Source organism: Brachybacterium sp. YJGR34 (assembly GCF_003347015.1).
GTDB lineage: Bacteria > Actinomycetota > Actinomycetes > Actinomycetales > Dermabacteraceae > Brachybacterium.
Window position 1 is genome coordinate 262,552 of record NZ_PNFB01000002.1, and the last position, 22,606, is coordinate 285,157.

17 protein-coding genes and 1 tRNA gene are annotated in these 22,606 nt (G+C 75.0%); 11 read left to right on the plus strand and 7 right to left on the minus strand.

Going from position 1 to position 22,606, the window contains the following annotated elements; translation table 11 throughout:
- Positions 1-15 precede the first annotated feature (15 nt).
- The 4 genes from CXH06_RS03120 to CXH06_RS03135 all read right to left on the minus strand — a co-directional run bounded on the left by CXH06_RS03120 (position 16) and on the right by CXH06_RS03135 (position 4,062).
- On the minus strand, positions 16-273 hold the full coding sequence (locus CXH06_RS03120; RefSeq protein ID WP_114853689.1) for a hypothetical protein: 258 nt from the start codon (positions 271-273) through the stop codon (positions 16-18).
- A gap of 37 nt (positions 274-310) precedes the next feature.
- Positions 311-2,326 carry an alpha/beta fold hydrolase gene (locus CXH06_RS03125; RefSeq protein WP_114853690.1) on the minus strand — a complete coding sequence of 672 codons (2,016 nt, stop codon included), beginning with the start codon at positions 2,324-2,326 and terminating at the stop codon, positions 311-313.
- A 45-nt stretch (positions 2,327-2,371) separates the two neighbouring features.
- Positions 2,372-3,877, minus strand: coding sequence for a hypothetical protein (locus CXH06_RS03130; protein ID WP_114853691.1), 1,506 nt, complete (start codon positions 3,875-3,877; stop codon positions 2,372-2,374).
- Between the two features lie 112 nt (positions 3,878-3,989).
- Positions 3,990-4,062 (minus strand) — tRNA-Arg (locus CXH06_RS03135).
- Between the two features lie 62 nt (positions 4,063-4,124).
- On the opposite strand from CXH06_RS03135, the gene CXH06_RS03140 reads away from it, so the two are divergent.
- Together CXH06_RS03140 and CXH06_RS18745 are read left to right on the plus strand one after the other, a co-directional pair.
- Entirely contained in the window at positions 4,125-5,558 is a 1,434-nt protein-coding gene (locus CXH06_RS03140; protein ID WP_114853692.1) for a nitrilase-related carbon-nitrogen hydrolase, read from the plus strand.
- 56 nt (positions 5,559-5,614) lie between these two features.
- Positions 5,615-6,244, plus strand: coding sequence for a copper resistance CopC family protein (locus CXH06_RS18745; protein WP_114853693.1), 630 nt, complete (start codon positions 5,615-5,617; stop codon positions 6,242-6,244).
- A gap of 77 nt (positions 6,245-6,321) precedes the next feature.
- Here the strand turns inward: CXH06_RS18745 and CXH06_RS03150 are convergent, their stop codons facing one another.
- Positions 6,322-6,519: an antitoxin gene (locus CXH06_RS03150; protein WP_114853694.1), complete on the minus strand. Its 198-nt coding sequence runs from the start codon at positions 6,517-6,519 to the stop codon at positions 6,322-6,324.
- 164 nt (positions 6,520-6,683) lie between these two features.
- Here CXH06_RS03150 and CXH06_RS03155 point away from each other — a divergent pair, with 164 nt between their 5' ends.
- The 5 genes from CXH06_RS03155 to proC all read left to right on the plus strand — a co-directional run bounded on the left by CXH06_RS03155 (position 6,684) and on the right by proC (position 14,228).
- Positions 6,684-7,541, plus strand: a complete 858-nt coding sequence (locus tag CXH06_RS03155) for a DeoR/GlpR family DNA-binding transcription regulator (protein WP_232820173.1) — start codon at positions 6,684-6,686, stop codon at positions 7,539-7,541.
- A gap of 75 nt (positions 7,542-7,616) precedes the next feature.
- Entirely contained in the window at positions 7,617-12,125 is a 4,509-nt protein-coding gene (locus CXH06_RS03160; RefSeq protein ID WP_114853696.1) for a DUF4011 domain-containing protein, read from the plus strand.
- Positions 12,122-12,307, plus strand: coding sequence for a hypothetical protein (locus CXH06_RS03165; protein WP_114853697.1), 186 nt, complete (start codon positions 12,122-12,124; stop codon positions 12,305-12,307). Before CXH06_RS03160 ends, CXH06_RS03165 begins: the two co-directional genes overlap by 4 nt.
- A 60-nt stretch (positions 12,308-12,367) precedes the next feature.
- Positions 12,368-13,336 carry a DUF368 domain-containing protein gene (locus tag CXH06_RS03170; RefSeq protein WP_114853829.1) on the plus strand — a complete coding sequence of 323 codons (969 nt, stop codon included), beginning with the start codon at positions 12,368-12,370 and terminating at the stop codon, positions 13,334-13,336.
- 31 nt (positions 13,337-13,367) lie between these two features.
- Entirely contained in the window at positions 13,368-14,228 is an 861-nt protein-coding gene (gene proC, locus CXH06_RS03175; RefSeq protein WP_114853698.1) for a pyrroline-5-carboxylate reductase, read from the plus strand.
- 22 nt (positions 14,229-14,250) lie between these two features.
- Here the strand turns inward: proC and CXH06_RS03180 are convergent, their stop codons facing one another.
- Together CXH06_RS03180 and CXH06_RS03185 are read right to left on the minus strand one after the other, a co-directional pair.
- Positions 14,251-14,916: a TrkA family potassium uptake protein gene (locus CXH06_RS03180; RefSeq protein ID WP_114853699.1), complete on the minus strand. Its 666-nt coding sequence runs from the start codon at positions 14,914-14,916 to the stop codon at positions 14,251-14,253.
- A 69-nt stretch (positions 14,917-14,985) separates the two neighbouring features.
- Positions 14,986-16,401, minus strand: a complete 1,416-nt coding sequence (locus tag CXH06_RS03185; RefSeq protein WP_114853700.1) for a TrkH family potassium uptake protein — start codon at positions 16,399-16,401, stop codon at positions 14,986-14,988.
- 114 nt (positions 16,402-16,515) lie between these two features.
- Between CXH06_RS03185 and CXH06_RS03190 the strand changes: the two genes are divergently transcribed.
- The 4 genes from CXH06_RS03190 (at position 16,516) to CXH06_RS03205 (ending at position 22,595) form a co-directional block, all read left to right on the plus strand.
- Positions 16,516-17,802, plus strand: a complete 1,287-nt coding sequence (locus tag CXH06_RS03190) for an acetoin utilization protein AcuC (protein WP_114853701.1) — start codon at positions 16,516-16,518, stop codon at positions 17,800-17,802.
- A gap of 61 nt (positions 17,803-17,863) precedes the next feature.
- Complete coding sequence (locus tag CXH06_RS03195; protein ID WP_114853702.1) at positions 17,864-19,126, plus strand: glycosyltransferase; 1,263 nt, start codon at positions 17,864-17,866, stop codon at positions 19,124-19,126.
- Complete coding sequence (locus tag CXH06_RS03200; RefSeq protein WP_114853703.1) at positions 19,123-20,877, plus strand: dynamin family protein; 1,755 nt, start codon at positions 19,123-19,125, stop codon at positions 20,875-20,877. Before CXH06_RS03195 ends, CXH06_RS03200 begins: the two co-directional genes overlap by 4 nt.
- Positions 20,874-22,595 (plus strand): dynamin family protein, encoded by a 1,722-nt coding sequence (locus CXH06_RS03205; protein ID WP_114853704.1) that lies wholly within the window; start codon positions 20,874-20,876, stop codon positions 22,593-22,595. The genes CXH06_RS03200 and CXH06_RS03205 overlap by 4 nt, the downstream gene beginning before the upstream one ends.
- Positions 22,596-22,606 lie beyond the last annotated feature (11 nt).

Here is a 22,606-nt window from a genome sequence, read left to right on the forward strand (position 1 = left end):
GTCAAGGGGGGGCGGTCAGCGCGGCCCGGGCGGCGGGTCGCCGTGGGTCCGACGGTAGCGGTCGTCCTCCGCGTCCTCGTCGGTCGTGGGGTCGCCGCCTCGGGCACGGCCCAGGACGACGCCGAGCACCGTCCCCACGGCCAGGCCGCACAGAGCGCCCAGCCAGAGGTTGTCCACCACCGACAGGCCGATCCCGACGCCGACGACGAACCCGATCATCATCCCGAAGGGCAGCCAGGTGGCGTCGAAGCGTCGGCGGGGGTCGCGGGTCATGGTGCCTCACTGTAGCGAGGTGTCGCCGGCGTCGTGCTCACCAGGGCAGCACCTCCGGGACGGGGTCCCCGCCCAGCACGTGCTGATCGCAGAAGGCCAGCACCGCCTGGTTCCAGGCCAGGGCGTTCGAGGGCGTGAGCACCCAGTGGTTCTCACTGGTCACCTGCAGGAACCGGTGCGGCATGTGCTCGGGCTCGCCGTCCCAGGCCGAGACCAGGTCCCACCACAGCCGCAGCGCCTCGCTCACCGGCACCCGGTAGTCGCGATTGCCGTGGGTGATGAGCATCGGGGTGGTGATCGAGGCGGCGGCGACGTGCGGGGAGTTGTCCCGGTACCACGCGGGATCCTCGTCCTCGTGACGGTGCACGCGCATCTTCCCGGCGGCGGCATCGGTGGTGCGATGCTGCTGGGGCAGCGCCCAGAGCCCGGCGTGGGAGACGATCGCGTCGAAACGGTCGGTGTGGCCAGCGATCCAGTTCGCCAGGAACCCGCCGAAGGAGGCGCCGAGCATCGCGGTGCGCGAGCCGTCCAGATCGGCCCGCTCGAGCACCTGGTCGAGCATCGTCTCGCACTCGCGGTAGACCACCTCGGCACGGCGCGGCCAGCCCCGGTTCAGGCCCGCGTCCCCGTATCCCGTGGACATCGCGGGATCAGGCATCAGCACCGCGTAGCCGCGCTCGACGGCGAGCCACGGGCACCAGCGCCAGCTCCAGGCGTTGTAGGAGGCGTGCGGCCCGCCGTGGATCCACAGCATCACCGGCGCCGGAGCCTCGGAGGAGGCCGAGGCCGGGACGCACAGCCAGCCGCTGACGGCCACGCCCTCCACGTCGGTCTCGACCCGCTCCAGTGCGCCGGGCAGTGCGCCGACCGCGCCGGGGGCGGGCAGCTCACGGATCTCCCCGTCGGCGCCGATCCGCACCGGACGCGGCGGCGTGGCCACGTCGCTGCGCAGGGCGAGGACGCCGCCGTCGGGGGCGACGGAGAGGGAGGAGAACACCCCGTCGCCGGCGACGGGGCGGACCTCGCCGGTGCGCACGTCGATCCGCAGGATCGCGCCGGAGGAGTGGAGGTCGCCGGTCACGAGCAGCGTGGTGGCATCGGCCCACTCGAGACCGCCCAGGGTGAGGTCGCCGAGGTCGGGGCGGACCGGCTCGCCGCCGTCCAGGGGGTGGATCTCCAGGCGCGTGTAGCTGGTGTGGGTGGGGCTCGAGGCGGTCGAGCGGGCCACGGCGAGGCGCTCTCCGTCGGGGGAGAAGCGGGGGCCGGAGAACTGCGCGTCCTCGTCGGCCGCGAGCAGCGTGGTGCGCTCATACGAGGCCACGTCCAGGAGCACCAGGTCGTTGCGCGTCTCGCCGCCGCGCACCCGCCGTGTCCAGGTGGTCGCCACCCTCGCGCCGTCGGGGGAGAGATCGGCCGCGGCGTAGAGCAGCGGCACGGTGCCCGCGCCCGGGGTGAGATCCGTGAGCTCACCGGCGGGGGAGACCAGCACCAGGTGCTTCTCGGCGTCGCCCACCTCGTGGTCCCACTGCCGGATCGGCATCCCGGTGTGCCAGATGGTGGTCTGCTTGGCGTCCTGGCGGGCGGCGCGGCGCTCGGCGTCCTCCTCGAGGGAGCTGCCCGGCAGCACCTCGGTCGAGGCGAGCAGGGTGCCGTCGTCCGCGACGGCGAGCAGCGAGAGGCCGCCGGGCGCGGACGCCACCAGCTGGGCCTCGCCGGAGGAGGGCAGACGCCAGATCGCCGCCTTGTCCTCGACGGAGCCGCCCTCCGGATCGGGCCGGGCGGAGCTGAACAGGACGCTGCCGTCCGGGGCGAGCATCGGGGCGCTCTCGCCCTTCTCCGAGAAGGTCAGGCGGCGCGCGGGCGCCCGGCCCTCCGGGTCCAGCTCCCAGAGGGCGGAGACGAGCCGTGCGCCGGGACCGTCGGCCTCCTGGATCGCGGCGATCGCGCGGTCGCCGGGGCCGGCCGTGATCGCGGCGAGCCGGGGGAGCCGCAGAAGGTCGTCGATGTCGGAGAAGTCGGTGAACGCAGAGGTCTCGGGAGTCTGGGGAGGCATGGCGGAACAGTACCGGAGCAGGCACGGCGGCTCCGGCGCCGTCGCCTATCCCGCGCACTCCTCGGCCACGAGCCGGTGCACATCCCCCGGCGCGCTCACCGGTGCGCCGTCCTCGTCCCCGTACCGTGCCCGGACACCGACGACCTCCCAGGGGCTCCCGCGGTACTCGACGATCAGCAGAGCAGTGGTGACCTCGGCGTCCCCGGGGCATTCGATGGTGAGGTCGCAGGACGCGCTGTCGGACCCCGGCGTCGTGCAGGAGTCCTCCGCGAAGGAGTCCTGGTGGGCCCGGGTGTATCCCAGGTCGCGGACCCAGGTGCGCTGGGCCACGTTCCACTGGCAGGGATCGTCGCCCTCGGGGCACTCCGCGACGGTGTCGACGTCGCGATGGGGGTCGTTCTCCGTGGGCACGACGACGAGGAGCACCCACACGTACAGCGCCGCGGCCACCAGGACCACCGCCGCCGCGACCATCAGGACGATGCGCCACCGGCGGCGACGCCGCCGCTGATCCTCCGGGGTCACGGGGCGACGGCGCAGCAGCGCCCTCATGATCGCCCCGACCATCCCGAGCAGCACCAGGATCAGCGCGGACACCACGAGCCGGGCCAGTCCGGGGTTCCCGAGCGTGTACTGATCGATCGACGACATGATCAGGGCGATGAGGAGCGGGAAGACGATCAGCATCCCCAGCACGACGAGCACCACCACGAGAGGATGCGCGGCCCGGGCCATCACCGTCTCCGGTGGCGCACCGGCGTCCTCGGCCGCCGGGGAGGCTGCCGGCCGATTCTCGGGGACGACCCTCTCCTCGGCCCGATCGGCCAGTGACCGGGCGAGCCGCAGCAGCTCGTCGAGCCTGCCCGGGGCCGTCGCCTCCAGCGGCTGGGAGCCGAAGACGGTCAGCTCGCCGCCCGTCGCCTCCAGGGCGTAGGGACCGATCAGCCCGACGAGGTCCTCGTGCATCCGCGCGGTCACGAGCGGCTCCTCCGCCCCGACCTCCTCGCGGACCGGGCCGCTCAGCCGGAGGCGGAGGTAGGCCTCGCGCCCGGGCCGCCGCGACGCCGCGGCGACCGGGGCACCCGGGACCGCGCCGACGCTCCGCAGCCCCGCCCTCGCGCGCAGCGACCAGCAGTCCCCGACCTCCACGACGGGGGACCCGGTCGTGCGGACGCCCTGGAGGACGACGCGGGAGCCGTCGCGGAACCGGCTCCCGGCATAGTGCTCGGCCGGGTGCGCCTCGACGACCTCGAGACCCCGCGCGGCGGCGAGCGCACGCAGCCGAGCATCCTTGCGCCGGTCCATGACGAGCGAGACGGCGCCCACGATCCCGCAGAGCAGGAGGAAGCCGAGGATCGCGAGGGCCCCTCCGTGCGGACCGTCGGGCGCCCGGAGCGCGAGGGGGAGCCCCACGGCGGGGACCAGGAGCAGCAGGACGATGATGGTGGCGGCGACGACCGTGAGCGGCTGCGCGCCCGGACCACGCGGGCGCGCGGAGGACCCGCTGTGCGTCGGTCCGTGTGCTCGGACCTGCCTGCCTGCGCGACCCATGATGTCCCGTCCGTCCCATCGCGAGCTCCGAGGGTGCGGCGATGCTACCGGAGAGGGATGTGGCGCGAGCGGAATCCATGACCGGGAGCGACATGCTCCCAGGTCAGTTCAGTGCCCCCGAGACGATTCGAACGTCCGACACCCGCTTTAGGAGAGCGGTGCTCTATCCCCTGAGCTACGGGGGCGCTGCGGCCCGTCGCTGACGCGCGGGCGCGGTCATCGTACCGTCCCATGGCAGGATCGGGTCATGTCGAGCCCGCTCCACGAGACCTCCGCCACCGTCGCCGCCGTCATCCTGGCCGGCGGAGCCTCCTCGCGCCTGGGCGGTCAGGACAAGACCAGACTCCCCATCGCCGGGGCCACGGCCCTGGAGCGGGTGCTGCGTGCCGCGCCCGTCGGCCGCCGGGTCGTCGTCGGCCCCGACGGCGCCGACGGCGCCGATCTGGCGGAGCGCCACGGCGCCCGCTTCGTGCTCGAGGACCCGCCGCGCTCCGGCCCGCTGGCCGCGCTCGCCCGCGGGGTCGAGGAGCTCTCGGAGGGGGCCGACGGGGCGACGGTGCTCGTGCTCGGCGGGGACATGCCGCTGCTGCGTCCCGAGACGCTCGCCGCTCTCGCCGCCCGCAGTGCGCGCACCTCCCGCGTGGTCGCCCTCGCGGCGGAGGACGGACACGTCCAGTTCCTCGGCGCCGCCTGGCCGCTGGGCCGGCTGCGGGCGGCCCTCGCCGCCGTGGAGCATCCCGCCGGTGGCAGGGCCGATCTCAGCCTGCGCCGCCTCTACGCGCAGCTCGGCGAGGACGAGCTGGTCACGCGGCCCGCGGCCGGCTCCGAGGGAGCGGACATCGACACCCCCGAGGCCCTCGCGCAGGTGCGCCGCGCCGCCGGACCCCGCATCGCCCTCGCCCAGATCGAGGTCCCCGAGCGCGTCGAGGAGACCCTCGCGCTGGTGGGCGACGTGGTCGCCGAGGCGGCGGAGGCCGGCGCGCACCTGGTGGTGCTGCCGGAGGCCACCCTCACGCCCTTCGGCGCCGACCTGCGCGCCGCGGCCGCAGCGCACCACGACGCCTTCGCCCTCCGGCTCCAGGAGCTCGCCGAGGAGCACGGCGTGGTGGTGGTCGCCGGCTCCTTCACGCCCGCCGAGGACGGCCGTGTGCACAACACCGTCATCGTCCGCGGCCCCGCGGGCACGCCGCCCCGCGACTACCGCAAGATCCACCTCTTCGACGCCTTCGGGGCCGACGAGTCCCGCACCGTCGCCCCCGGCCGGGAGCTGGTGATCTTCGACCTCGAGGGCACCCGCTTCGGCCTCGCCACCTGCTACGACGTGCGCTTCCCGGAGCAGTTCACGGCCCTGGCCCGGGCCGGCGCGCAGGCGATCCTGCTGCCCCTGGCCTGGGGTGCGGGCCCCGGCAAGCGCGAGCAGCTGCAGCTGCTGCTGCGCGCCCGCGCGCTGGACTCCACCTCCGTGGTGCTCGCCGCGGACCAGGCCGCGCCGGCCGGGTACGCCGGCAGCGCGCCGCGGGGCATCGGCCTTAGCGCCGTCATCGGCCCGCTCGGACAGGTCCGGCAGGAGCTGGCCGAGGCCCCCGGGATGCTGCTGGTGGACCTCGACCTCGCCGAGGTCGAGGACGCCCGCGCCGCGCTGCCGGTGCTGCGTCACGGCGTGGAGCTGCCCGGGCTGTGAGCGACGGAACGGCCGGGGAGGGCTCCGCGCGCAGGACGCTGTCGTAGCCTGCCGAGATGACCTCCGTGCTCCGTCTCCGTGCCGTCTCCCGCCCCACCGCGCTGCTCGCCCTCGCCGCCGCCCTGCTGCTGTCGGTGCTGGTGGCCGCGCCGCCGCCCGCGAGCGCGCACGACACCCTGCTCAGCTCGGACCCGGCCGACGGCGACGTGCTCGAGACCTCGCCCGAGGCGATCACCCTGACCTACTCCGCGGACATCCTCGCGGTGAGCCCGGTGGTGCGGATCACCGACGAGTCGGGGACCGAGCTGGCCGACATCACCCCCACCGTCGACGGCCCGACCGCGACCGCCACGCTGCCCGAGCCGCTCCCGGCCGGCACCCACACCGTGCAGTGGCGCGTGGTCTCGAGCGACGGCCATCCCATCGAGGGCAGCTTCACGGTGACGGTCGAGCAGGACACCGAGGTCGTCGACGAGGGCGCCGCCGCGGCGAGCGACGGCGGCGGCGAGGCCCCGGCCGCCTCGGACGGCGCCCAGGACGAGTCCTCCGCAGCGCCGTCCGCGGCCGAGGCCGATGAGGTCGACGAGCAGGGCGGCCTGCCGCTGCCCATGCTGATCGGCATCCTCGCCGTCGTGGTCCTCGCCGCCGTCGTGGCCGTGGTCGTCATCCTGCGCCGACGGGACTGAGGCGCCCGCACGCCGCACCCACGCAGGAGCGCCCCCGATGCCGAGCATCGGGGGCGCTCCGTGTCAGGGGCGGGCCGTCAGCGGCCCTGGTTGTCGTCCCCGCCCTGGCCGAACTGCTCCCGGGCGGCGTCCACGCCGGAATCGACCTGCTCGTCGACGCTGTCCGGAGTGCGCTCCTTGATCTGCTCGCTCGCGGCGTCGAGCGCCTGGTCGACCTGCTCGGGGTTGTCGCCGGCGAGATCCTTGGCCTTGTTCAGCGCGTCGTCGAAGCCCATGAGGGTGTCCTTTCGTTCGCGGAACCGCCCCGAGCCCGGGGCGATGCCGCCACCCTAGGCAGACGCACTGCGACCGCTCATCCTCGGCCGTCAGATTCCCTCGGAATTGACGCATCCTGCACGGAAAGTGCGCATAGCGCCGGTCAGCGCGCAATACTGGACGCGTGACAGTGCGCGATTCCCGTTCCACCCCGACCTCCGCCTCCGACGAGGGCCGGGTGCAGCCCGGCTCCCGGGGACGCAGCGCGCGCTGGGACCACGTGCTCGCGCTGCTGACCACCACCAAGCGGCTGAGCGTCGCCGAGGTCGCCGAGGAGCTCGAGGTCAGCGAGTCCACCGTGCGCCGGGACTTCATGGAGATGGAGCGGGCGCAGCTCGCGCGCCGCACCCACGGCGGGATCGTCGCCGTGGACGTCGCCTACGGCCTGGCCACCGGGCCGCGCAGCGCCGACGAGGGCTCCGCCCAGCGCGAACGGATCGCGAACCGCGCCGCCTCGCTCATCGAGCCGGGGCAGATCATCGGCTTCAACGGCGGCCGCTCCACCACGTCCACCGCGCGCCGCGCGGTCTCCCGCCCGGACATCGACGCGAAGGACGGCAAGCCCGGGCTCACGGTCGTCTGCGCCGCCCTGAACATCGCGACCGAGGCCGTGCTGCGGCCCTCGGTGCGCACCGTGGTCCTGGGCGGGGTGGCGGAGCCGTACTCCTTCGAGCTCACCGGGCCGCTGGCGGTGGCGACCATGCGGGACCTGTGGCTGGACACGATGTTCGTGGGCACCATCGGCCTGGACCTCGGGGCGGGGCTCACCTGCCACTCCGATTCGGAGGCCGGCGTCACCCGCACCATGATCGGGCACTCGCGCCGGGTGGTGGGCCTGGCGACCGCGGACAAGATCGGTGTCCGGGCGCTCGCCGGGATCTGCCCGGTCTCGGTCCTCACCGACCTGGTGATCGCCGGCGAGGTCCCCGACGATCTCCGCGAGCACCTCCGGCAGAACACGGTGCGCCTGCACGAGGTGTGATCCGCGAACCGGTTCCCCGCGGCGACCGGCACGCCTGCGCCGCGGGGAGCCCCGGCCCCGGTACCGTGGGCCACCATGTGGAGTTTCCTGCGCGGCACCAAGCGACACGACCGCTCGGGCCCGGCCGCGGTCCCCCGTGACGACGCCCTCTCGGCCCTCGCCCGGGAGCGCCGGGGCGAGGACGCGGCCGCGCCGACGGACACCTCCGCGGCCGCTCCGGCGGCCCCCGCGGGCGATGAGGACGACGCCCCCACGGCCACCGGCGGCTACGCCGTCGTGGTGGACCGCCACCTCGAGGAGGTCGGCGCCGGCATCGCGCCCGAACAGGACGAGGACGACCTCCCCGCCGCCCCGCACGAGCATCGGCCCCTGAGCCGCGAGGACCGGGTGGCCGACGCCCTGGACCGCTGGTCCCAGCAGATCACCGGCGGGGTCGCCGCGCCGTCCTTCCTCACCCAGATCCGCGCCGGCGGCACGGTGCTGGACCTGACCCACTCCCACCCCTCGGGGCTCGCGCAGCTGCTCGCCGGTCGCGGCCCCACCCGCCTGTCCTCCCTGGTCCGGGAGGTGGGCGCGCTCGCCGATGCCCGTGCCCACGCGCGCACCATCCGCGAGATCGCCGAGCGCCACGCGGAGGAGGTGGGGCTGACCACCTGCCATCTCGGCATCGGCGAGGCGATCTGGTACCCGGAGGACGGCTCCGCCCCCGTCCACGCCCCGGTGCTGGTCCGCCCCGTCACGCTGCGGCTGCGCGGCAACGCGCGCGAGGACGTCGACCTCGAGGTGGACGCCACCGCCGACCTCAACCCCGTGCTGCTGCGGTCGCTGCGCGAGGCGGGCGTCGCCGTCGACGCCCGGGCCCTGCTGGCCACCACCGACGGCTCCCACGGCTTCGACCCCAACCCCGTGCTGGACGCCTTCCGCTCCCTGGGCCAGCCGCTGCCCGGCTTCCGCGTGGCCCATGCCCTGGTGGTCGGGAACCTCATGGATGCCGCCGGCTCGGTCGCCGAGGACCTCGGCGCCGATCGCGCCGACTGGTCCTCCTCCCCGCTCGTCGCCGCGCTCGCCGGCGACGAGGCGGCCCGCGCCGTCGTCCAGGGCGCCGCCGAGGACGAGGAGGTGCCCGAGATCCCCGAGGAGGAGCTGGTCGCGGCCGTCGACCCCGGCCATCGTGCCGTGCTCGCGCGGGTCCTGGCCGGCCAGGACCTCGCCGTCGCGACCCCGCCCGGCACCACCAGCCTCGACCTCGTCGTCGATCTCGCCGAGGAGCTCAACGCCCGCGGTCGCAGCGTCCTGGTGGTCTCCCAGCGGCGCCGCAACCTCGCCCAGCTGGTCACGATCGCGCAGCAGCGCGGGCTCGAGGAGCTCGTCTTCGACCTCTCGCCGGACCCGTCCCTGCAGCGCAACGCCTCCGCGGCCCTGCTGCGCAGCCTGCGCCGCGCGGGCTCGCACGCGCTCGGCACGGAGGAGTCCGCCCCGGAGGAGCTCGCCGCCGCGCGGGAGATCCTCGTGGGCCACGTCGAGGCGATGCACCGCCATCAGCAGCCCTGGGGCGCCTCCGCGCACGACGCGATCTCGGCGCTCGCCGCCCTCACCCGTCTCAGCCCCGCCCCGCGCTCCGCGGTGCGGCTGCGGGCCGATGTCGCCGCCCAGATGATCGGCGAGGAGCGGGACCGCTATGCCGCCCACCTGCGTGAGGCCGCGGAGGTGGGCGTGCTCACCACCGGCCCCGAGGAGACCGCCTGGTACGGCGCCCCGATCAGCACCGACACCCAGGCCGCCCGCGCGGAGGAGCTGATCGACCAGCTGCGCGAGGAGATCCTGCCGCAGCTGCGCGGTGCGGTCTCCGCGGCCGGGGACGCGCTGGGCCTGCAGGAGCCGAGGACCCTCACCCAGCTGATGGAGCGGATCACCCTGCTGGACCGCGTGCGCGCGCTGCTGGGCACCTTCCAGGGCGCCGTCTTCGCGGCGCCGCTGGGCGAGCTGGTCGCCGCCACCGCGGACAAGCGCTGGCGCGAGGAGCACGGCGTGACGATGCGCTTCGGCCTGCGCCGGCGCCTGCGCAAGGAGGCCGCGGCCCTGCAGCGTCCCGCCTCGCTGTCCCCGGACCTCCACCGCGACCTGGGCGAGGCCCGCCGGGTCGTCGACGACTGGCGCCGTGTGGCCGCCGATCCCGAGGAACGGGGCCGGGCGCGCTCGCTCCCCGCCCTGCCCGAGGACCTCGACGCCGTCCGTCGCACGGCCGGGCGCTCCCAGAAGGTGCTCGACGAGCTGGGAGTGCTGCTGGACGGCACCACCGCCGGGCAGGACCTGGCACGCACCGACCTCGACGAGCTCGAGCGCCGGGTCGAGTCGCTCGCCGCCGACCGCTCCGACCTCGAGACCCTTCCGCGGCGCACCGAGCTGCTGCGCCGTCTCTCCTTCGACGGGCTGGGGGAGCTGGTCGAGGACCTGCGCGCCCGCCGGGTCCCTGTCGAACAAGTCGACGCCGAGCTCGAGCTCAGCTGGTGGAACAGCGTCCTGGAGCTGATCGCGGGGGCGGAGCCGACCATCTCGCAGTACGACGGCACCTCCCTCTCGCAGGTCGCGGAGCGGTTCCGGCGGCTCGACGCCGCGCACATCGCCCACTCCTCCGCCCGGGTGCACGCCGCGGCCGACGAGGCCCGTGTGGCGACCATGAAGGCCTATCCGGACACCTCCCGCGCTGCGATCGCGGAGCTGGCGCGGTCCTCGACGGTCTCGATCCGCGATCTCGCCGCCAAGTACGAGGACATCCTGTTCGCGGCCCGTCCGGCGTGGCTCGCCTCCCCGTACCTGGTGCCGCAGGTGATCCCGCGCGGCCGCCACTTCGACGTGCTGATCGTGGCCGACGGCGGCCGGCTCCCCACCGCCGCCGCCCTGCCCTCGATCGTCCGGGCCGAGCAGACCGTGGTGGTCGGCGACCCCCTCGAGTACGGCGGCGACTCCGCCCCCAGCCTGCTCGACGACATGCTGCGGATCGCACCACGCTGCGAGATCCTCCGCGACCGGCACCCCGCCGTCGAGGGGCTGCGCGGATTCGCCCAGCGCCGCGCCCTGGAGGGCGAGGTCGTCGCGGTCCCCAGCCCCATCGCCCCTGAGCGGGACCGGCTGGTCATGGTCGAGAACGGCCGCGGCCCGGTCACCGAGGGGATGGAGTACGTCGAGAGCACCGAGGCGGAGCTGCGCCGCGTCACCGACCTCGTGATCGAGCACGCCCGCACCCGCCCCGAGCGCTCTCTCGCCGTCCTCACCTTCACCGAGGAGCATGCGCGGCGCCTCATGGAGCGGATCATGAACACCGTCTCGGTGATCCCGGCGCTGCGCGACTACTTCGATCCCGGCGCCCGGGAGGTCTTCACCGTCCTGCCCGCGGACCAGGCCACGGCCGTGCTGCGCGACGACGTCATCGTCTCCGTCGGCTTCGGCAAGACCCCGCACGGCCGCCTGCTGCACCGCTTCGGGCCGCTCTCCGAGGCCGGCGGCCGCAAGGCCCTGGCCACGGTGATCACCCGCGCCCGCGGGCGCACCACGGTGGTCTCCTCGATCGGGGTGCAGGACCTCGACCACGCCCGGCTGCGCACCGACGGCGCCCGTGACCTGCGGGCCCTGCTCTGGGTGCTGCAGGGCGGCGACGACGTCCCCGTCGTGCCCCATGTCGCCGCCCTCACCGGCAGCGCGCAGGAGATCGCCCCGCCCACCTCCGAGTCCTCGGCGCCCGTCGTCCCGAGCCCGGAGGAGCCGGACACCGTGACGCCGAGCCCCCAGGAGCCGGCGGAGCTGAGCGACGCGGCGCTCGACGCCGCGATCGAGCAGGCCCTCGCCCGCCGGACCGGCACCGCGCCGGACGCGGCGGAGACGGAGGAGCCGGCGGCGGAGACGCCCCCCGCGGACGAGGAGCCGCAGGACCTCGCGGAGCCCGCGCACGAGCCGGAGACCGCGGAGGAGCCCGTCGTCCCGCGCGAGCTCGAGACCGACGCCCTGGTGCAGGATCTCGCCGATCGACTCCACCGTCTGGGCCTGCTGGTCGAGCACGACTTCGGACTCTCCGGGGATCGCATCGAGCTGGCCCTGGGGCACCCGGACCTGCCCGGGCGTCTGCTGCTCGCGGTGGACACCGACGGGTCCCGCTATGTCGAGACCCCCAGCCAGCGCGAGCGCGACCGTCTGCGGGCCGAGCGGCTCGAGGCCGTGGGCTGGGCGACCGAGCGGGTGTGGTCCTGGGCCCTGTTCATCGACCCCGACGGCGAGGCCGAGCGGATCCGCCGGGCCATCGACCGCGCGCTGCGCCTGGTGCAGTCCGAGGAGCGCTCCGAGTCCCCCTCGGGCGTGGGCACCATCCGGCACCGCCTGCCCCGGCCGCAGATCCCCGCCGGGCACCCGCTGAGCTTCTACTCGAGCGACGACTTCGACGCGGTCGTGGAGTACATCTGCTCCGACGGCCGTGCCCGGCTCGAGGAGCACCTGGCCACCGAGGTGCGCAGCTTCCTCGGCTTCGAGCAGCGCTCCGTGCTGCTGGACGTCTCGGTCTCGAGCGCGATCCGTCGCTACCAGGAGCGGCAGTGAGCACCTCCGGCGAGGAGCGCCCGAGGCGCCGGAGCCCCGAGAAGGTCGTCATCTCCTCCGTCACCGGGAAGCCGATCGCCTGGGAGGACGAGCCGGAGGACGGCCCGGAGCCCGGCGCCGAGGAGTCGAACGATGCGCGGATCGCCGGCGACGTGCCGCCGCACTGGGGTCGCGGCCGCTGACCGGGCAGCGGTCCGGACGCTCGCAGGATCCGTCCGGCCGGACCGCCGTACCCTGTGATCATGTCCGACCCCGGTCCCGCGCCCGTCCCCGCCCCGTCCGCCCCGGGGGAGGCCCCGCCCCCTCCCCACCGCAATGTGCTGGGCAACCTGCTGCGCGGCGGCCTGATCGGACTGGTCGAGACCGTCCCGGGCGTCAGCGGCGGCACCGTGGCCCTGGTGACCGGGATCTATGACGAGCTGATCGGCTCCGCCCACGAGATCACCTCGGCGCTGCGGGTGCTGGTCCTGGGCCCGGACCGTCGCCGGGGCGCGGCCCGGCATCTCCGGGCCGTCTCCTGGCGGCTCCTGATCCCGCTGATGATCGGGATGGGCGCGGCGGTGCTCCTGCTCGCCGGCCCGGTCGCCCACGTGGTGGAGACCTACCCCGAGACCACCCGCGCGCTCTTCCTCGGCCTCGTGCTCGGCTCCGTGCTGGTGCCGGTGACGCTCTCGGGCGGGGCGTGGCGACTGCCGGACTGGGGCCGCTTCGCCCTCGGCGCCGCGGCCGGTCTGGCCGTCTCCTCCCTGCCCACCACGAGCGTCGCCCCGGGCGCCGAGCCCCCCGCGGCGCTGGTGGCGGCGGCCGCGGCGGTGGCCGTGTGCGCGCTGGTGCTGCCGGGGCTGTCCGGATCGTTCATCCTCCTGGTGCTCGGCCTGTACCAGCCCACGCTGCAGGCCGTCGACGAGCTCGACCTCGGCTACATCGCCTGGTTCGGGCTGTGGGCCTGCGTGGGCCTGGTCGTCGTGGTGACCCTGATGCGGCGCCTGCTGGCCCACCACCACCGCGCGACGATGGTGGTGCTGGCCGGGATGATGATCGGTGCCGCCCGCAGCCTCTGGCCCTGGCAGAGCGGCTCCGGGGAGCTCCGGGCCCCGAGCGGTGACTGGCCGGTGATGCTGGGCATCGCCGTGCTCGGCGTCGCCCTGGTCCAGCTGCTGGTCCTCACCGAGAAGCGGGCCATCGCCCGCGCCGCGGACGAGACGCGCTGAGGCCGGTCGGCGGACCACTACCCTGGAGGGCATGAGCGAGAGCACCGTCCGTCCCGATCCCGCCGCCCCCGAGGGGCCTGCTCCGGACCGGGTGCGCGTCGCCGTGATCGGCGCCGGCAACATGGGCGGGCCCGTCGTGCGCACCCTGCTCGCGAGCGGTGTGCGGCCCGAGAACCTGCTGATCGCGAACTCCACGCCCGCCAGCGGCGAGCGCGCCGCGGCGGAGCTCGGTGCGACCGCCGCCGCCTCCCGCGCCGAGGCGGTGGCCGGGGCCGACGTGGTGATCCTCGGCGTGAAGCCCTACCAGATCCTCGACCTGCTCACCGCGCTGCGCGAGGACCTGTCCCCGCACGCGGTCGTCGTCTCCCTCGCCGCCGGCATCGCCCTGGCGCCGATGGAGGAGCTGCTCCCGGACTCCCAGCCCGTCGCCCGCGCCATGCCCAACACCCCGATCTCGGTGGGGGAGGGCGCCGTCGGCCTCATGCGCGGGTCCGCGCTCACCGACGCCCAGCACGCGCTGCTGCACGCCCTGTTCGCCCGGGCGGGCGTGGTCGTGGACATCACCGAGGAGCAGGTGCACGCCTTCATCGGCGCCGCCGGCTCGCTGCCGGCCTTCGTGTTCGTCCTCGTCGAGGCGATGACCGATGAGGCCGTCCGGCTGGGGCTGCGGCGCGATCTCGCCGGCGCCCTGGTGCAGCAGACCACCCTCGGCGCGGCCGCCATGCTGCGGGAGACGGGCATGCACCCGGCGGCGGCGAAGAACGCCGTCTCCAGCCCCGGCGGCACCACCGTCCAGGGTCTCGCGGCGCTCGAGCGGGAGGGCGTGCGCGCCGGCGTCGCCGCCGCCATGGCCGCCGCCGCCGAGACCTCCCGCGCGATGACGGAGCGCTGAGGCGGGGCGGACCCGGTGCGGTTCAGGGCCGCTGTGAGAACTTCTCGATCTGCCCGGTGCGGCCGGAGACGATGAGCAGGTCGTGCGCGGCGACCATGGTCTCGGGCACCGCATAGGTGAAGTCCTTGCCCGGCGACTTCACGCCCACCACGGTGACGCCGAAGTTCTTGCGGATGTCCGACTTCGCGAGCGTCATGCCCTGCACCTCCCGCGGCGGTCGCATCTTGACGATCGCGAAGTCGTCGTCGAACTCGATGAAGTCCATGAGCTTGCCGTTGACCAGGTGAGCGACGCGCTTGCCGGCATCGGCCTCCGGATAGACCACGTGGTGGCAGCCGATGCGCTGCAGGATCCGGCCGTGCGCGGCGGAGATCGCCTTCGCCCAGATCACCGGTTTGCCGAGGTCCACGAGGTTCGCGGCGATCAGCACGCTGGCCTCGATGGTCGTGCCCACCCCCACCACGGCGAGGGAGAAGTCCGCCGCGCCCACCTGCTCGAGGACCTCCGGCTCGGTGGCATCGGCCCGCACCACGTGCGTGAGCAGGCCGGAGTACTTCTGGACCAGCTCCTCGTGGGGGTCGATCGCGAGCACCTCGGTGCCCAGCTGCTCGAGGGTGAGGGCGATCGAGGCACCGAAGCGCCCCAGACCGATGACGAGCACTCCCTCGTCGCGCGCGCTGCGGGCCATGGCTCCTCCATGAGATGTCCGTGAGAGACCGAGTCGTGGGACGACGCGTCCTGGGCGTGGACAGTCTAGTCAGCCGACGATCGGCCGTTCCGTCGGCAGCTGGATCATCCGCACCCTTGTCCGGACGGCGAGCGCCGCGCCGAGCGTCATCGGGCCCAGGCGCCCGATGTACATGCAGGCGATGATCACGACCTTGCCCTCCGGGGGCAGGTCCGGGGTGATGCCCGTGGACAGTCCCACCGTCCCGAAGCCCGAGAGCGCCTCGAACAGCGTCTGGTCGAGGGTGAAGGGGGTCATGCGCAGCAGGAGGAAGGTCGCCAGGAAGACCATGGTGGCGCTCATGACCATCACGCCGATCGCCTGGCGGATCGTCTCCTGGGGGACGCGGCGGCCGAAGGCCTCCACATCGGGATTGCCGCGCACCTCGGCCCAGATCGAGAGCATCAGCAGGGCGAAGGTGGTCACGCGGATGCCGCCCGCGGTGGAGCCGGAACCGCCGCCGATGAACATCATCAGGTCCGTCAGCAGGCGCGACTCGGAGGTCATCTGCCCCACGTCCAGGGTCGCGAACCCGCCGGAGCGCGGCATCACCGAGGCGAAGCCGGAGGCGAGGATCTTCGTCATCACCGGCTCGTCGCCGAGCGTGGCGGGGTTGGACCACTCCATGATCAGGTAGCCGACGAAGGTGACCACCAGCAGCAGTGCGGTGGTGGTCAGGGTGAGCTTCGCGTGCAGGGTCCACTTCCGCGGGGTCCGCAGCTTCCGGATCGCCACCAGGATGACGGGGAAGCCCAGCGACCCCACCAGCACCGCCAGGAAGACCGGGATGGTGAAGAAGGGATCGCCCAGGTACTGCGCGGTGCCGGCGGCCTCGGGCACGAAGCCTGCGTTGTTGAAGGCGCTGATGGCGTAGAACAGGCCCAGGAACAGCGATTCCCCCATGCCGTGGTCGGTGACGATCATGTACGGGGTCAGGGTCAGAAAGGTCACGGCCTCGAAGGCGGTCGAGGTGATGAGGATGATCCGCAGCACGCCGCCGACCTCCGCGAGGCGCTCGGAGCGGGTCTCCTGGGCGGTGATCACCCGCTGCGCGAGCCCGAGGCGGTGCATCACCGACAGGCTCAGCAGCGAGGCCACGGTCATCATCCCCAGGCCGCCCAGCTTGATCGCGATCATGATGACGGTGAGCCCGAAGGTGGACCAGTGGCTGCCGGTGTCCACCGTGACCAGGCCCGTCACGCAGATCGCGGAGACCGCGGTGAACAGCGCGTCCACGAGCGCGGTGCGCTCGCCGTCCTCGGCCGCGGCCGGCAGCGAGAGCAGGGCGGTGAAGACCCCGATCATGAGCGTGAACACGCCCAGGGCGATCCGCGGGGGCGTCGCCTTCGTCAGCGACCGCAGATGATCGCGCCAGGTGGGCTTCGGCGGGCGCACGGAGACCGGGCGCAGGCGCTGTGGCGCGCTCCAGGTGCCCCGCTCGCTCATCGCTCTCCTCGTCCGCGTCCGGCGACCGCAGGTCGCATCCGCGGCAGTCTACGACCGACGCCGCCCGCGCGGAGGGGGAACCGCCGCGGTCCGGTGCTGGGTACGCTTCCCCCCATGCCCGACGACGCGCCCCTCGACCCGTCCTCCCGTCCTCCCGACGACGAGCCCGCCCGGTCCTCCCCGGAGCCGGTCGGCATCGTGTGGGAGGACGCTCTGTGCGAGTACGACTTCGGGCCCTTCCACCCGATGGCTCCCGTCCGCCTCGCCCTGACCCGCGATCTCGCCGTCGGCGCGGGCCTGCTCGAACGGCCCGGGGTGCAGATCCTCCCCGCCCCGGTGGCGAGCGACGAGGAGCTGGCCGCGGTCCACGATCCCGAGTACATCCGCACCGTCCGCGCCGCCTCGGGCGACGTCGACGCGCTGCGCGGGACGGCGTACGACGCCCTGCTCCGCGCCGGCATCGGCGGCGATGACGTCCCGCCCTTCCGCGGCATGCACACCGCCGCCGCCCGCATCGCCGGCGGCTCCCTCGCGGCGGTCGATGCGATCCGGGCCGGGCGGGTGCGGCGGGCCGTGCACGTCGCCGGCGGGCTCCACCACGCCAAGCGCGCCAGCGCCTCCGGCTTCTGCGTCTACAACGACGCCGCCCTCGCCGTCCGCCGCGCGCTGGAGGCGGAGGGCGAGCGGGTGATGTACGTCGACGTCGACGTCCACCACGGCGACGGCGTGGAGCGTGCGCTCTGGGACGAGCCGCGCGCGGTCACCCTCTCCGTCCACGAGTCCGGCGAGCAGCTGTTCCCCGGCACCGGGTTCGTGCAGGACGGCGGCGGGCCCGGGGCCCCGGGCACGGCGATCAACGTGCCGCTGCCGGCCGGCACCACGGCCGACGGATGGGTGCGCGCGATCCGCGCCACGGTGCCCGCCCTGGTGCGGGCCGTGCGGCCCACGCTGCTGATCACGCAGCATGGCGCCGACACCCACCGCCTCGACCCGCTGGCCGACCTCGCGGTCTCCCTCGAGGCGCAGCGCGAGGTCATGCTCCTGATGCGGGAGCTGGCCGACGAGGTGTGCGACGGCCGCTGGCTGGCCCTGGGCGGAGGAGGATACGCCGTCATCGACGTGGTGCCGCGCTCCTGGGCGCACCTGATCGCGATCGCCACCGGCGATCCCCTGGACCCGGAGGCTCCGCTGCCCGCCGGCTACGTCGCCGCGGCCGACGCCGCACGGCGGGACCACGGGCTGTCCCCGGAGCCGGGGATCGCGACCTTCGGCGACGGCCGGCCGCTCGCGGTGCGGGACTGGGAGGCGGGCTTCGATCCCGAGGACGACCTCGACCGGGCGGTGCAGGCCGCCCGCCGCGCGGCCTTCCCCGACTGGGGTCTGGATCCGTTCCTGGATTGAGGATCGAGCCGGTCGCGAGGGCGAGCCGTGCCGTAGGCTCGGATCCGGCAGAGGAGGAACCATGCGCGTGCTGATCATGACGTTCGGAACGCGCGGCGACATCCAGCCGTACGCCGCGCTGGCGGGACGGCTCGCCGCCGCCGGGCACGAGGCCCATCTCGCCGTCCCCGAGGGCTTCGAGGACCTCCTCGCGCCGGAGGTGATCGTCCATCCGGCGGGCTCGGAGATGCTGCGCCTGGTGCAGGAGGTGCTGCCCGAGCTGTCGGGGGCGCGCGATGCGCCGAAGACCTTCCGGACGATCAAGACCGCGATGCGCGGCCACGTCCAGGAGACCTGGGCCGCAGCTCGCGAGGCGCAGCCCGATCTCATCGTCTTCCACCCCAAGTGCCTGGCCGGCCCGCACATCGCCGAGCTGCTGGGGGTGCCGGCGGTGCTGTCCCTGCCGCTGCCCTTCTACACGCCGACCGGCGCGCATCCGGTGCCCTTCCTGGGCCGGGCCTCGTTCGGCCGTGCCGGCAACCGGGCCAGCTACCGGCTGATCCGCCTGGCGACCGCCGCGTACGGGGGGATGCTCAGCGACTTCCGTGCCCAGGTGGGGCTGCCGGGACGCGCTCGGCGCCTCGCCGACCCGCTGCGCGCCCACGATGGTTCGCCCGTGCACACCCTGTACCCCTACAGCCGCCACGTCGTGCCCGTGCCCTCGGACTATCCCGCCACCGCCCATGTCACCGGGTACTGGTTCCTCGAGGAGCCCGCCTGGGAGCCGCCGGCGGAGCTGCAGGAGTTCCTGGACGCCGGCGAGCCGCCGGTCTACCTCGGCTTCGGCTCGATGGGCTTCGGCCAGGGCGCGGACGAGCGCCGGGAGACGATCCTGCAGGCGCTCGAGAGGTGCTCCCTGCGCGGGATCGTCGCGACCGGATGGGGCGGCATCGCCGGGGGAGCCTCGCCCTCGCGGGACGTGCTCGTCATCGACGGCGCCCCGCACGACTGGCTGTTCCCCCGGATGCGCGCGGTCGTCCATCACGGCGGTGCCGGCTCCACCGCCGCGGGCCTGCGCGCCGGCCGTCCCACGCTGGTGGTCCCCTTCCTCGGCGACCAGCCGTTCTGGGGCGGCCGGGTGCAGGACATCGGCGCCGGCCCTGCGCCGATCCCTCCGCGGGCTCTGGAGCGCCGGCTCGCGGACGGGCTCGACGAGCTGACCGGCACCCCGCTGTTCGCGCGCCGGGCGGAGGCCGTCGGCGCCGAGCTCCGCGCCGAGGACGGCCCCGGCGTCGCCGTCGACGTCCTCGAGCGCATCGCCGCCGGCGCGGCGGGGGCCGCATGAGCGAGCGGACCCCCGCCGTGCTCGAGAGCCTCGCGGAGCACCTGCGCACGCTCGAGCTCCCGCTGCCCGTCGAGGGCGCCGAACAGGCCCGCGCCGAGGGTCGGGCCGCCCTGTCCCAGCTCGGCGACCACGTCATCCCGCGGCTGACGTCGCTGGACGCCCCGCTGCTGGTGGTGATCGGCGGCTCCACCGGCGCCGGCAAGTCGACCCTGCTCAACGCCCTGGTCGGGGAGACGGTCAGCCGCTCCGGGGCGATCCGCCCCACCACCCGTCGGCCCGTGCTGCTGCACCATCCCGCGGACGCGGCGTGGTTCACCGGCCCCCGCATCCTGCCAGGTCTGGCCCGGGTCCGAGCGGGCGGCGGGCAGGAGGCCGAGGCGTCGGGCGCCCGGGACACCACCGGCGACGTCGACCCCGCCACCAGCGTCGAGCTGCGCGCCGAGGAGGGGATCGGCCCGGGCATCGCGCTGCTGGACGCCCCGGACCTCGACTCGGTCGCCGCCGGCAACCGCGAGCTGGCCCGCCAGCTGCTGCGCGCCGCGGACCTGTGGCTGTTCGTCACCACCGCCAACCGCTACGCCGACGCGGTCCCCTGGGAGGTGCTGCGCGGCGCCGCCGAGCGGGACGTGACCGTCGACGTCGTCATGAACCGGCTGCCGGCGGGACCGGGTGTCGCCGAGGAGCTCGCGGAGGACCTGCGCGGCATGCTCGTCCGGGCGGGCATCGAGGTGGAGCGGGTGTTCCTCGTCCCCGAGACGGGGCTCGGGCCGCACGGCCTGCTCCCGCCGGCGGCGATCGCCGAGCTCCGCGAGCACTTCGCGCGCCTCGCGGCGGACCGGGAGGACCGCGGCCGCATCGCGCGCCGCACCCTGGCCGGCGCCGTCGAGTCCCTGGCGGTCTCCGCCCGACGGATCGCCGAGCACACCGCGCGGCAGGAGGAGGAGCGGCTCCGCCTGCGGCAGGAGGCGCTCGACGCCTTCGCGGGCTCGCGCGAGCGGATCGACGAGGCGCTCGGCGACGGGTCGCTGCTGCGCGGCGAGGTGCTCTCGCGCTGGCAGGACGTGGTGGGCACCGGTGAGTTCCTGCGGAGCGTGGAGGGCATCGTCTCCCGTCTCCGCGATCGCGTGGGCCAGGCGCTCAGCGGCCGGCCCGCCCCGGCTCTCGAGGCCGAGCAGGCGCTGGGCAGCTCCCTGGTGCACGTGGTGATCGACGAGACCGCCCGCGGGGCCGAGCGGGCTGATGCCGCCTGGCGGACCTCCGCGGCCGGGCGGTGGCTCGCCGAAGGGGAGGACCTCGCCCGCCTTCCCGCGGGATATGCCGAGGAGGTCTCCGCCGCGATCCGCGCCTGGCAGGGCGACGTGCTCGAGCTGGTCCGGGCCGAGGGCGCCGATCGTCGCACCCGCGCCCGGGTGCTCTCCCTGGGCGTCAACGCGGTGGGCGTCGCGCTGATGGTCGTGGTGTTCGCCTCGACCGCCTTCCTCCCCACCGGGCTCGAGGTCGGCGCCGGCGCGGCCACCGCGGTGGTGGGCCAGAAGCTGCTCGAGACGATCTTCGGCGACGAGGCCGTGCGGCGCATGGCCGCCGCGGCCCGCGAGCGGCTCACCGACCGACTGGACGCACTGGTCGCGGACCGTTCGGCGCCCTTCCTCGCCCGGCTCGACGAGCTCGGGGGAGCGGACGGCGGCCAGCTCCTGCGGGCCGATGCCGAGGCGCTCGTCCGGCTCGCCCGGGAGATCCGGGAGGAGTCATGAGCCCGGAGTCGCGCCGCGCCACGACGCGGGCCGCGCCGCTGGTCGAGCGCCTCGACGCGCTGGACCGCGCGGCCGACGCCCTCGAGGGCGTCGCCCCGGCGAGCGAGATCGAGCCGGTCCGTGCGCTCGTCGACCGGATCGACCGCCGCCGGGCGCTGTCCGCCGAGCACACCGTCATCGGGCTCTTCGGAGCCACCGGCTCCGGGAAGTCGTCCCTGCTCAACGCCCTGGTCGGCAGCGAGATCTCCCGTGCCGCCGTGCGCCGCCCGACGACCGCCTCCCCGGTCGCCGCCGTGCTCGGGGACGCCGGGAGCGACGCCCTGCTGGACTGGCTCGAGGTCGAGGAGCGCCACCATCTCGACGGCACGGAGTCGGCGCTGGCGCGGGCCGCTGTCCCGGCCCCCGCGGGGCGCCGTGCCCGGCGGGAGCAGGCGGCGGGCCCGGCGGGCATCGTCCTCCTGGACCTCCCGGACCTCGACTCGGTCGAGCCCGCCCACCGCCTCGTCGCCGAGCGGATGACCGCCCTGGTGGACGTCCTGGTCTGGGTGACCGATCCACAGAAGTACGCCGATGCCGTGCTCCATCAGGAGTTCGTCCGGCCCTTCGCCGGGCACGATGCGGTGACGGTGCTGGTCCTGAACCAGATCGACCGCCTGGCCGAGGACGAGCGCGCGGCGGTGCTCGCCTCGCTCGCCCAGATCGCCCGCGCCGACGGCCTCGAGCAGGCACCCGTGCTCGCGACCTCCGCCTCCACCGGCGAGGGGATCGCGTCGCTGCGCGAGGACCTGATCACGATCGCCCGCACCCGGGAGGCCGCCGCGGCGCGGCAGCGGGCCGACGTGCGCGGCGCCGCGGAGCGCCTCCGGGCGTCCGCGGACCCCGAGGGCCTGGGGGAGGCCGCCCCGGACGCCGCCGTCGAGGAGCTGGTCGCGGATCTGACGGCCGCGGCCCGGGTGGAGCCCGTCGCCCGCGCCGTCGGCGCCTCCTACCGCTATCGGGCCGCCGGCCGGGTGGGCTGGCCCCCGCTGCGCTGGCTGCGGCGCATCCGACCCGATCCGCTGCGCCGCCTGGGCCTCGGCGCCGCGCGCGACGGCGAAGGGCTCCGGCGCAGCTCGCTGCCCGCCCCGGACGCCGCGGCCCGGGCCCGCGCCTCGGGCGGGGTGCGCCGCTTCGCCGACACCTCCTCCGCAGACGGCACCGATCCCTGGCGCGCGGCGGTGCGCTCCGCCGCGCGGTCCCGGGAGGAGGAGCTGCCGGACGCCCTCGACCAGGCGGTCGCCGGGGCCGATCTGCGGGCCGGGAGCGGGAGCTGGTGGTGGCCGGTGCTCGACGTGCTGCAGTGGCTGGCCGTGCTCACCGCGGTGGTGGGACTCGGCTGGCTGGTGCTGAACGCGCTGCTGGCCTTCCTCGGCATCCCTCCGCCGCCGATGCCGATGATCCGCGAGCTGTGGATCCCGATCCCTCTGCCCACCGCGCTGCTCGTCCTCGGGATCGCGGCCGGCGTGCTGCTCGCGGTCGCGGGTGGGGCCGTCGCGGCGCTCACCGGGGCGTGGCACCGGCGGCGGGCCCGCCGCCTGCTGGCCGCCCGCGTGCGCCGGGTGGGGCAGGAGCTGGTGGTGGAGGAGGTCGACGCCGAGCTCGCCCGCGCGGCCGGAGCTGCGAGAGATCTCGCACTCGCGCGCGGCCCTCTGGGCGGGAAGGACAGGTCGGCCGTGTAGAATGGCTGGTC

Bases quoted from the DNA above. Each gene is read 5' to 3' on its own strand.
- CXH06_RS03120 (WP_114853689.1), bottom strand. From the start codon at position 273: ATGACCCGCGACCCCCGCCGACGCTTCGACGCCACCTGGCTGCCCTTC.
- CXH06_RS03125 (WP_114853690.1), bottom strand. From the start codon at position 2,326: ATGCCTCCCCAGACTCCCGAGACCTCTGCGTTCACCGACTTCTCCGAC.
- CXH06_RS03130 (WP_114853691.1), bottom strand. From the start codon at position 3,877: ATGGGTCGCGCAGGCAGGCAGGTCCGAGCACACGGACCGACGCACAGC.
- CXH06_RS03140 (WP_114853692.1), top strand. From the start codon at position 4,125: ATGTCGAGCCCGCTCCACGAGACCTCCGCCACCGTCGCCGCCGTCATC.
- CXH06_RS18745 (WP_114853693.1), top strand. From the start codon at position 5,615: ATGACCTCCGTGCTCCGTCTCCGTGCCGTCTCCCGCCCCACCGCGCTG.
- CXH06_RS03150 (WP_114853694.1), bottom strand. From the start codon at position 6,519: ATGGGCTTCGACGACGCGCTGAACAAGGCCAAGGATCTCGCCGGCGAC.
- CXH06_RS03160 (WP_114853696.1), top strand. From the start codon at position 7,617: ATGTGGAGTTTCCTGCGCGGCACCAAGCGACACGACCGCTCGGGCCCG.
- CXH06_RS03170 (WP_114853829.1), top strand. From the start codon at position 12,368: ATGTCCGACCCCGGTCCCGCGCCCGTCCCCGCCCCGTCCGCCCCGGGG.
- proC (WP_114853698.1), top strand. From the start codon at position 13,368: ATGAGCGAGAGCACCGTCCGTCCCGATCCCGCCGCCCCCGAGGGGCCT.
- CXH06_RS03180 (WP_114853699.1), bottom strand. From the start codon at position 14,916: ATGGCCCGCAGCGCGCGCGACGAGGGAGTGCTCGTCATCGGTCTGGGG.
- CXH06_RS03185 (WP_114853700.1), bottom strand. From the start codon at position 16,401: ATGAGCGAGCGGGGCACCTGGAGCGCGCCACAGCGCCTGCGCCCGGTC.
- CXH06_RS03190 (WP_114853701.1), top strand. From the start codon at position 16,516: ATGCCCGACGACGCGCCCCTCGACCCGTCCTCCCGTCCTCCCGACGAC.
- CXH06_RS03195 (WP_114853702.1), top strand. From the start codon at position 17,864: ATGCGCGTGCTGATCATGACGTTCGGAACGCGCGGCGACATCCAGCCG.
- CXH06_RS03200 (WP_114853703.1), top strand. From the start codon at position 19,123: ATGAGCGAGCGGACCCCCGCCGTGCTCGAGAGCCTCGCGGAGCACCTG.
- CXH06_RS03205 (WP_114853704.1), top strand. From the start codon at position 20,874: ATGAGCCCGGAGTCGCGCCGCGCCACGACGCGGGCCGCGCCGCTGGTC.